Source organism: Citrobacter sp. JGM124 (assembly GCF_018257795.1).
Classification (GTDB): domain Bacteria; phylum Pseudomonadota; class Gammaproteobacteria; order Enterobacterales; family Enterobacteriaceae; genus JGM124.
The window spans coordinates 320,185-327,922 of the sequence record NZ_JAERJD010000005.1; the positions used below are offsets into that span (position 1 = coordinate 320,185).

The 7,738-nt window shown below is 47.1% G+C and carries 8 protein-coding genes; 1 reads left to right on the forward strand and 7 read right to left on the reverse strand.

Annotated elements, in window-relative coordinates; translation table 11 throughout:
- Window positions 1–252: 252 nt before the first annotated feature.
- From JK154_RS09280 to metN, 7 genes are all read right to left on the reverse strand, one after another.
- Window positions 253–717 carry an autotransporter outer membrane beta-barrel domain-containing protein gene (locus JK154_RS09280; protein ID WP_211992268.1) on the reverse strand — a complete coding sequence of 155 codons (465 nt, stop codon included), beginning with the start codon at window positions 715–717 and terminating at the stop codon, window positions 253–255.
- Window positions 718–1,198: 481 nt separating this feature from the next.
- A complete protein-coding gene (proS, locus tag JK154_RS09290) occupies window positions 1,199–2,917 on the reverse strand; it encodes a proline--tRNA ligase (RefSeq protein ID WP_211992232.1) in 1,719 nt (572 codons plus the stop codon).
- A 109-nt stretch (window positions 2,918–3,026) separates the two neighbouring features.
- Window positions 3,027–3,734, reverse strand: coding sequence for a tRNA (N6-threonylcarbamoyladenosine(37)-N6)-methyltransferase TrmO (tsaA, locus tag JK154_RS09295; protein WP_211992233.1), 708 nt, complete (start codon window positions 3,732–3,734; stop codon window positions 3,027–3,029).
- The gene (gene rcsF, locus JK154_RS09300) at window positions 3,731–4,135 is read right to left on the reverse strand and encodes an Rcs stress response system protein RcsF (RefSeq protein WP_211992234.1); all 405 of its coding nucleotides are present in this window, start codon (window positions 4,133–4,135) and stop codon (window positions 3,731–3,733) included. Before rcsF ends, tsaA begins: the two co-directional genes overlap by 4 nt.
- Window positions 4,136–4,248: 113 nt before the next feature.
- The gene (locus JK154_RS09305) at window positions 4,249–5,064 is read right to left on the reverse strand and encodes a MetQ/NlpA family lipoprotein (RefSeq protein WP_211992236.1); all 816 of its coding nucleotides are present in this window, start codon (window positions 5,062–5,064) and stop codon (window positions 4,249–4,251) included.
- A 96-nt stretch (window positions 5,065–5,160) separates the two neighbouring features.
- A complete protein-coding gene (locus JK154_RS09310; RefSeq protein ID WP_211992237.1) occupies window positions 5,161–5,814 on the reverse strand; it encodes a methionine ABC transporter permease MetI in 654 nt (217 codons plus the stop codon).
- Window positions 5,807–6,838, reverse strand: coding sequence for a methionine ABC transporter ATP-binding protein MetN (gene metN, locus JK154_RS09315; RefSeq protein ID WP_211992238.1), 1,032 nt, complete (start codon window positions 6,836–6,838; stop codon window positions 5,807–5,809). The genes JK154_RS09310 and metN overlap by 8 nt, the downstream gene beginning before the upstream one ends.
- A 189-nt stretch (window positions 6,839–7,027) precedes the next feature.
- Between metN and gmhB the strand changes: the two genes are divergently transcribed.
- Window positions 7,028–7,594 carry a D-glycero-beta-D-manno-heptose 1,7-bisphosphate 7-phosphatase gene (gene gmhB, locus JK154_RS09320; protein ID WP_211992240.1) on the forward strand — a complete coding sequence of 189 codons (567 nt, stop codon included), beginning with the start codon at window positions 7,028–7,030 and terminating at the stop codon, window positions 7,592–7,594.
- Window positions 7,595–7,738: the final 144 nt, after the last annotated feature.

Sequence of the window (7,738 nt, forward strand, 5' to 3'; positions counted from 1 at the left end):
CCCCCCCCCCCCCCCCCCCCCCCCCCCCCCCCCCCCCCCCCCCCCCCCCCCCCCCCCCCCCCGACTGCCTGTTGTGTTAGCAACTGACACAAACGCCAATGGTGGCATTAAACGGGCTCTTTGCTTTATTGCCTTTTTGATAATGTATTTCTGCGTAAGTCGAAATATCCTCAACGATATCCAGTGTGCCACCTAACCCATATTTCCCTTGCGTTACATTATTGGGCAGGTTGAATGTATGATTGTTGATGACTACTCGACTATTCCCGGCAGATTCATGTGATAAGGCGGCGACAAAATAGGGGCGCATGCATTGGCTGGACAGATAAAATCAGCGGCGACTAATATCCCCATCTCACCATCCATACCGGATGCAGGGGGCAGTGCGGCGATCATTTGATTGTCCAGTTCGTCGTCAGTTTTACGGGTGTGAAAAAAACTTATTTTCCCATATGGCGTGGCTGTCATTCCTGGAGACAAAGACAGGGAATGACCCACGTCGGAAGCCACAGAAACACTATATTGTTGGTATTGCCCCTTGGTAGTTTTACCACTGTGCATTTGAGTGTGAACATACTGGTTAAAATAATGAAGGTTAAGCATGTTATCCCAATAGATACCTGAGTTATCCAGCCAGGTCGTATAGAATTCACTGCTTTGGTTTTTGATATTTCCATTATTGACAGAGCCTGACTGAATCGATGTATCGCCAGACAGTAATGACCGCCCCCAACAGCCAGCTTCCCCGCTTAAACTCTATGCCTGTTTGTACCCTATGGAGTGAATTTTCTGAGTGTCCGGTAAGGTGGTGGTTATCTTTTAGATAACGAAGCCAGACTGTGAGCCGATCAGCCTGTTGTTTCACATCACCTTTCCGCTGTCGTAAGGACCCCATCTCCGTAGCCAGAATATGTCGGGAGGCGCTCGCCATGTTGATAACTGCCCAGGCACTGTGACTTATCGTGGGTAGCGTATTATTCTGCGTCATGATGGAGGCTGATAAGTCCCACAATAAGTGAATATTCGTCAGCAAGGCGGTGAGGTTTTCTTTATTAGTGAGCGAATATATTAAAAAACAATAATATATTGACGGGGGAATAGCGATGTGGGGCGTGAAACCATAAAAAACCGCTACACAGGATCGGGATATATCTATCCGGTGTAGCGGTCAGAGCATCATTCTTCCTGGGTCAGGTTGTTAACCTTGAATTTGTTTCACCAGGAAATTGACGATCTCGCCAGTCTTAATCATTTGCTTGTCTGCGGTTCGGCGATTTTTGTATTCAATCTCTTCATTATCGAGGTTGCGATCACCGATAACAATCGTGTGTGGAATACCAATGAGTTCCATATCAGCAAACATAACCCCCGGACGTTCTTTACGATCATCCAGCAGTACTTCAATGCCTTGAGCTCGTAAGGTGTTATAAAGTTCTTCAGCAAGTTGCTGCACTCGGAAAGACTTGTGCATATTCATTGGCAGAATGGCCACATGGAAGGGGGCAATAGCATCAGGCCATAGAATTCCACGGTCATCAAAGTTTTGCTCGATAGCTGCCGCGACAACCCGTGTGACACCAATGCCATAACAACCCATGGTCAGGGTCTGATTACGCCCATCCTCACCCTGAACCGTTGCTTTCATAGCCTCAGAATACTTGGTTCCCAGCTGGAAGATATGGCCTACTTCGATACCACGCCTGATCATTAGTGTACCTTTACCATCAGGGCTTGGGTCACCCGCAACCACGTTACGAATATCAGCCACTTCCGGCAGGGCAACATCGCGATCCCAGTTAATGCCAACAAAGTGTTTACCATCAATGTTCGCGCCAGCAGCAAAATCACTCATTATTGCGACGCTACGGTCTGCAATAACAGGAATGTTAAGATTAACGGGGCCGAGTGATCCTGGGCCTGCATTGATGACGGCACGAATCTCTTCTTCAGTGGCAAAAGTCAGTGGGCTGGCAACCTGGGGAAGCTTATCCGCTTTAACTTCATTCAGCTCATGATCCCCGCGCACCAATAAGGCCACTAATGGTGCAGCACTTTCTTCACTGGCTTTAACCAGCAGAGTTTTGATGGTTTTTTCAATAGGGAGCGAGAATTGCTCCACCAGTTCTGCAATAGTTTTAGCATCAGGGGTGTCGATTTGCGTCATTTCGACAGTGGGGGCTGTCTTACTGGCGGCAGGGGCTACTGCTTCTGCAAATTCAATGTTGGCAGCGTAGTCTGAACTGTCAGAAAAAATAACGTCATCTTCACCGCTGTTTGCCAGTACCTGGAATTCATGAGAAGCGCTGCCCCCGATAGAACCGGTGTCCGCTTGTACTGCGCGGAAGTCCAGCCCCATACGAGAAAATATTTTACTGTAGGCGTCATACATCTTGTCATAGGTCTCTTGCAGCGATTCCTGTGATGTATGGAAAGAATAGGCATCTTTCATTAAGAACTCACGCGAACGCATGACACCAAAACGTGGACGTACTTCATCGCGGAATTTTGTCTGTATTTGGAACAGGTTCAGTGGCAGCTGTTTATATGAACTCAGCTCATTACGAATCAAGTCAGTAATGACTTCTTCATGGGTTGGGCCGAGCACAAATGGACGTTCACCACGATCAACAAAACGTAATAACTCTGGGCCGTATTGCTCCCAGCGACCACTCTCCTGCCACAAGTCGGCAGGCTGAACGACAGGCATAGAGATTTCGATGGCACCGGCATTATTCATTTCTTCACGAACAATGTTTTCGACCTTTTTCAGGACACGTAAACCTGTAGGCAGCCAGGTATATAACCCCGAGGCCAGTTTACGAATCATCCCGGCACGCAGCATCAGCTGGTGGCTTATCACCTCAGCGTCGGCTGGTGTCTCCTTCAGAGTGGAGAGCAGATATTGGCTAGTACGCATGTTATTACGGTTCCAGTTGAACGACGAATGGCAGGTCATCATAAGGCCTGCTGAAAAAAGTGGTTTAGTTTACCAGTGTGGCAGGGATGTCAAAAGAGAGGGAATTAAATTAACCCGCTTCTATTGCGAACACTTCAAAACCATGTTCGGAAACACGCCAGCGAATATTAAAGTCCAGCAGAGAGACGGCATAGGCTTTGCCGCTGTCCTCTCCTTTGCGATAAGCCGGTCGTGGATCTTGTGCCAGTACCTGCTGAATAAAACGTGCTATATGAGGGTAACGCGGTTCCAGTTGTCCCAATTGCTGTTGTATTTCTTGGGTAAAATAAACTGGCATGTCTGCTTTAGGGGCAGACTGGGCGTAACCCGCTCTGGCTTCTGGTAATGCTTCAGCAAAAGGTAAGTAAGGTTTAATATCAATAACTGGCGTTCCATCCACTAAATCCAGACTCCCTAATTCCAGAATAACGGATTCTTTATGACAACGAATTCCCTTTAATTCAACTAAAGACATGCCGACTGGATTAGGGCGAAAAGTTGAACGGGTTGCAAAGACGCCTGTACGCGCATTGCCGCCAAGGCGGGGAGGGCGAACCATTGGTCGCCAGCCCCCCTCCATAGTCTGGTGAAAAACAAATAACAGCCAGATATGGCTAAAAGCCTCGAGTCCCCTGACGGCATCAGCCTGGTTATAGGGTGGCAAGAGATGCAGTTCTCCACCACCATCACTGACTAAACCGGGCTGACGAGGAACGGCGAATTTCTCTTTATAAGGAGAGTGGATGCAACCAATTTGCGTAAACTGAAAGTCAGTCATTGGGATGAAACTTGCAATGCCGAACCGAGACAAACTGCCTGACGATAACAACCCGCTTCACCACTCGTGATTTCACAGCTGTGCTGTAAAACGGCATTGGCTTTCATTTTTGCGGCGTTCATTTGCATGCGCTTACGAGCTGCTGGAATATTCGCCGGTGAGTCTTGGTTGCTGGCTTGACAAGAGACGCCGCTCACTTCGCCCAAATCACGAAAGGGGTTGCCCAGTAAATCCTCAGCATTGGTATAAAGACGCACTGATGTAGCAGAATGAACTGCTTTAGTTTTTTCTTGTTTGGGTTCAGAAGGTGACGTCACTTGAACGGGGTCGACAGGCGATCTGCTTAATACGGAACAGCCACTGAGCATGACAGCCAATAAACAGATCGGTAGAGCACGCATAATACTTCCTTAAGAGATAATAGAATTTAGCAGCATTGAAGCAAGCTCTTGCCCAAATAACAAGACGGGCATGCGCCCGCCTTGTTATTTTTATGCGAAATAAAGGTGGAAACTTACCAGCCTTTAACAGCTCCGCCGTTGAAGGCTTTATTGGCCGCTTCGTTGACTTCGTCAGACTGATAGGCCTGAACGAATTTTTTCACATTTTCTGCATCTTTATTATCTTCACGCGCTACGATCAGATTCACGTATGGGGAGTCTTTATCTTCAATAAAGATACCGTCTTTGGCCGGTGTCAGGCCAATCTGGCTGGCATAAGTGGTATTGATAACCGCCAGGGCAATTTGAGCATCGTCCAGAGAACGTGGTAATTGTGGCGCTTCGAGTTCAACCAGTTTCAGGTTTTTAGGGTTTTCAATGACATCCAATACAGTTGGCTGTAAGCCTACACCGTCTTTCAGTTTGATTAAGCCGACTTTTTGCAGCAGTAACAGGGAACGACCGAGATTTGTCGGGTCGTTTGGTAATGCAACCTGAGAACCTGGTTCCAGTTCATCCAGTGATTTGATTTTTTTGGAATAGCCAGCAATTGGGTAAACAAAGGTATTACCTACAGCAGCCAGTTTGTAACCACGATCTTTGATCTGCTGGTCAAGGTAAGGTTTGTGCTGGAAGGCATTAACATCGATATCGCCTTTACTCAGGGCTTCGTTTGGCAATACATAATCATTAAATGTCACTAACTCTACATCCAATCCATACTTCTCTTTAGCCACTTTTTGTGCGACTTCAGCCACTTGTTGTTCATTACCAACAATAACGCCGACTTTTATATGGTTTGGATCTTTCTCATCCTGACCGCATCCTACTAAAGCGAGAGAACCAACCAAAACGCCCAGAGCAGCAATTGCCTTAAGTTTAAACGCCATCTGTTTTCCTTCCTTAATAAGTTCGATTGAACCCCTTCTCCCCATCACCAACGCGCATTCTTAGCGCCCGCAGGCAATATACAGGAGTTAGGGTATCTATTTGTGTGTGACAACCCTGACGATACGATCGCCAGAAAGTTGAATTAAATACACTAAAACAACAAGTAACACTAATACCGTATTCATCACTGTTGCGTTATAACCGATATAACCATACTGATAGCCAATCTGTCCTAAGCCTCCAGCCCCGACAGCCCCACCCATCGCTGAATAACCGACCAGTGTGATCAGCGTGATTGTTGCAGCATTTACAAGACCTGGCAGTGACTCAGGGAGCAAAACTTTGCGTATAATTTGTAAGGGAGTTGCCCCCATCGCTCTGGATGCTTCAATTAACCCGGCAGGGATTTCCAGCAAGGCATTTTCAACCATACGGGCAATAAAGGGAGCCGCACCGACGGTTAATGGTACAATCGCTGCTTGCAGGCCGATAGACGTCCCGACGATGGTACGGGTAAATGGAATCATCCAGACCAGCAATATGATAAATGGAATAGAACGAAAGACGTTAACGACCGCTGAAAGGCCGCGATATAACTTGGCATTGGCGCTGATTTGTCCCGGACGGGTAATGTAGAGCAACACGCCCACTGGCAGGCCAAGTACAAAGCCGAAGAAACCAGAGACAAAAGTCATGGCCAGGGTTTCATATACGCCGCGCAGCAGCAACCATAACATTGGTTCAGACATAACCTAGCACCTCTACTTTCACATGTTGTTCTTGCAACCAGGCAATGGCAGCATCTGTATCCTGGGACTCGCCGTGCATTTCGCACAGCATAATCCCGAACTTCACGCCACCGGCGTAATCCATCTGTGCGCTAATAATGTTGCTATTAACGTTAAAATTACGTGCCGTATGCGAAAGTAACGGGGCATCAACCGACTGGCCAGTAAACTCAAGGCGTAATAAAGGAATCGTTTTATCCCTGGCATCGGCCTGAAGTCTATCCGCATAATCCTGCGGAATATCCAAGTGCAGCGTTGACTGAATGAACTGTTGTGCCAGTGGGGTTTTGGGATGTGAGAACACTTCGCTGACAGTATCTTGCTCAATAAGCTCACCGTTGCTGATAACCGCAACTCTGTCGCAGATGCGTTTAACGACATCCATTTCATGCGTAATCAACAGAATCGTGAGGCCGAGACGACGGTTAATGTCTTTCAGCAACTCAAGAATGGCTCGTGTCGTTGCCGGGTCTAATGCACTGGTCGCTTCGTCACACAGCAATACCTTAGGGTTACTGGCCAGGGCGCGGGCAATTGCGACACGCTGTTTCTGACCACCGGATAGATTAGCCGGGTAGGCATCATGTTTTTCACTTAGCCCGACTAAATCCAGTAGCTCGCTAACACGACGCTTAATCTCTTCTTTAGGGAGATTATCCAGCTCCAGGGGCAGCGCGATATTACCAAACACGGTGCGTGAGGAAAGCAGGTTAAAATGCTGAAAAATCATTCCAATCTGACGACGTACTTGTGTCAGCTTACTCTCGGAAAGCGTCGTTAGCTCCTGGTTGTCTATCAGTACAGAACCTTGTGTTGGGCGTTCAAGCAAATTAACACAGCGGATCAGAGTGCTTTTTCCTGCCCCTGATGCACCGATAACGCCATAAATTTGTCCTGCAGGAACGTACAAGCTGACATCATTTAATGCTTGTATACGGCGGTTTCCCTGCTGAAATACTTTGCTGATATTTGAAAGTTTAATCATTGAATTATTTATTATCGTATGAATGTTAGCCGTGGCGTTTTTTAAGCTGCCAATAATGGGGATAACCGACATCGATATGGATGTTAAGGCATCCAGACGTCTAAATCAATGTTCGAATGAATGTCGGTGCGCTTATTATGGCTGAATCGTGCGATACTAGAGAAAATTAATCTTGTTGGGAGCTTTCAAGTGGCACAGTCTGTACCTGCTATCTTTCTTGACCGTGACGGTACTATTAATGTCGATCATGGTTATGTCTACGAAGTTGATCGGTTTGAATTTATCGATGGTGTCATTGACGCTATGCGGGAACTGAAAGAGATGGGTTTTGTGTTGGTGCTGGTGACTAACCAGTCTGGTATTGCCCGAGGGCTATTTACTGAAGCAGACTTTGAAAATCTGACTGAATGGATGGACTGGTCATTAGCTGATCGCGGTGTCGATCTTGATGGCATCTATTATTGCCCACATCATCCGGATGGAACGGTTGAATCCTTCAGCCAGGTTTGTGATTGCCGTAAACCTCAACCGGGCATGTTATTGTCTGCGCGTGACTTCCTTCATATTGATATGGCCTCTTCTTATATGGTCGGCGATAAAATTGAAGATATGCAGGCAGCAAAAGCCGCACAAGTGGGCACGAAAGTTCTGGTTCGGACCGGTAAGCCAGTGACGGTAGAAGGTGAAGAAGCCGCAGATTGGGTCCTGGACAGCCTTGCAGACTTACCAAAACGCATTAAGCAGTTGCAAAAATAACCTTTTCGCATAAAAAACATGCTTTCAGTAAATTATTTTAAAATAGGGGTTGTCAGCTGAGAATAACTCCCTATAATGCGCCTCCACTGACACGGAACAACGGTTTACAAACCGCCGAGTGAGTCGAAGAAAAGCGAAAATAAA

Coding starts and splice junctions, on each gene's coding strand:
- proS (WP_211992232.1), bottom strand. CDS start 2,917: ATGCGTACTAGCCAATATCTGCTCTCCACTCTGAAGGAGACACCAGCC.
- tsaA (WP_211992233.1), bottom strand. CDS start 3,734: ATGACTGACTTTCAGTTTACGCAAATTGGTTGCATCCACTCTCCTTAT.
- rcsF (WP_211992234.1), bottom strand. CDS start 4,135: ATGCGTGCTCTACCGATCTGTTTATTGGCTGTCATGCTCAGTGGCTGT.
- JK154_RS09305 (WP_211992236.1), bottom strand. CDS start 5,064: ATGGCGTTTAAACTTAAGGCAATTGCTGCTCTGGGCGTTTTGGTTGGT.
- JK154_RS09310 (WP_211992237.1), bottom strand. CDS start 5,814: ATGTCTGAACCAATGTTATGGTTGCTGCTGCGCGGCGTATATGAAACC.
- metN (WP_211992238.1), bottom strand. CDS start 6,838: ATGATTAAACTTTCAAATATCAGCAAAGTATTTCAGCAGGGAAACCGC.